This is a genomic window from Cupriavidus sp. FW305-26 (assembly GCF_058787975.1).
In genome coordinates this window covers 1-1,666 of sequence record NZ_JBYTAH010000154.1, presented here as the reverse complement: position 1 = coordinate 1,666, position 1,666 = coordinate 1, and the positions used below count along the sequence as shown (strand labels likewise).

The following is a 1,666-nucleotide window of genomic DNA, read 5'->3' as shown; positions in this document are numbered from 1 at the left end:
GGCATGTGATGTTTAGCCATGATGAGCACCTCCTTTGGTTCAAGATAGGTGCTGTCCGAAAAAGCGGGTCATCTCCACGGTAGATACTATTGCTCAAGCAACACAACGTCGCGAATCGATTCGAACTCACACACCAGCGGTCTACTTCATGACTTCATATTTCCAGCCATGGTAGCTGTATAGGTACTCGCCACCGCCTTCGCGGTCGGTAAGCTTTGCCATAAGGCGAAACCGGGTCCCCACTGGATAGTCGCGCGACAGGGCCTTCGAGCATTCAACGTGCATATCCTGCGAGTACTTTTCACCGAGAACTGGCCGGATATGGATTGGCCCATGTCGGCCGTTCAAGCTTTCGGGGCGATAACTTTCGACGATCACATAGTCGTAGGCGTTGTCTTGCGCCATATAGGCTCCCCTTAATAGGTACTCTCAGACGTGCTTGTGCTGCGGCGAACCCCCAACCGATTTGCACGTCGTCACGCATGCATCATGGAACTTACAACGAGGATGATCGAAGCGGCGTACGCCTGCGGCGACGCTCCTTGTGTTTTTGAGTTGGGCTGCGAGTAGCGCCCACTACTGTTCTCTGCCGGACTCGCGTGCCTTGTGATCCAGTTCGTCTAGCACTGCCAGCGAGGCTGCCTTTATTTGCGCCAGTCGTTTTGCTTGGCGGGGTGTCAGCCCAGCGAGCGTCTACTGTGCGCTGATCGTTGCGGCGGCCTCCTTGGCGGCTCGCTTCTCGGCTCGCTTCTCGGCCCGCTCGACGTTGCCAGCCGCCCTCGCGGCATCCCGCGCCGCCTTCATCGCAGCCTTCTTCTCCTTCCGAGCCGCAGCCTCGGCTGCGCACTGCATGGCCTCCTGGGCCTTACGTGCTTTTCGTTCTGCTGTACTTGACATGGTTGTTTAGCGTAAAGAACGGGTTATACCTGCCCAACGGAGAGTTACTATTGACGCCGGCACAAGCATCCTCATTGGCGACAATGAGGCCGGGAAGAGCACGCTACCATAATCGAATCGCGAAGCTTGTAGATGTTAAAAAGTGTGTGCCGGAGATAGTTGGTCGAGTCGACCGACACTTTGATCGGGTGACGCCCCGCTGCCGGCGGACCTGATGGCGGAATTCGAAGGTCAGTAATACAAGGATCCTCGGATTTTCGTCGCGCCCCGTGTCACAGTAGGCGTGCTATTGCTCAAGCGACACAACGTCGCGAATCGACTCGAACTCACGCACCAGATCAGGCTGGTGCTGACGCAAATACGCCAATACCGGCTCGCATTCCAGCAAATTCACGAGATAGCCCTTGGCCAGTACGAGATTTAGCACATCCTGACCGTAGGTCTGTTCTACGATCTTGTACTGCTCCTGCAGATTGCTCATCTCTCGCTCCATTCTCGCCATCTGTTCCTGACTCACACCTGTGAGCTTGGCCGGCTTCTTACCGTCGACCAGGCGCGATGCCGGTGTGGCGACGAGCAGAGCCTCGGCGTAGGCGACTGTAACGTTGTTCGCTGCGATCATTAGTTCCACGCATTCGATCTGTCGGGTCGGTTTCATCTTTCGAATCGCCCGAGCAACCTCGGGAGAAAACGTAAGCGGTCTTTTGAGGGCGTCCCTTGCGGCCGCCGGCGGTATCCGCTAGGCGTCTGAGGACTTGAGCGTCCAGGG

1 protein-coding gene and 1 pseudogene are annotated in these 1,666 nt (G+C 56.7%); both read right to left on the bottom strand.

The window, feature by feature from the left end; translation table 11 throughout:
* Positions 1–141: 141 nt before the first annotated feature.
* Complete coding sequence (locus tag AC3WQZ_RS35610; RefSeq protein ID WP_492302158.1) at positions 142–405, bottom strand: hypothetical protein; 264 nt, start codon at positions 403–405, stop codon at positions 142–144.
* A 778-nt stretch (positions 406–1,183) separates the two neighbouring features.
* Positions 1,184–1,588, bottom strand: a pseudogene (locus AC3WQZ_RS35605) (plasmid partitioning protein RepB C-terminal domain-containing protein); the annotation flags it as partial.
* Positions 1,589–1,666: the final 78 nt, after the last annotated feature.

Excerpts from the sequence above, each read along its gene's own strand:
- AC3WQZ_RS35610 (WP_492302158.1), bottom strand. The coding sequence starts at position 405 with ATGGCGCAAGACAACGCCTACGACTATGTGATCGTCGAAAGTTATCGC.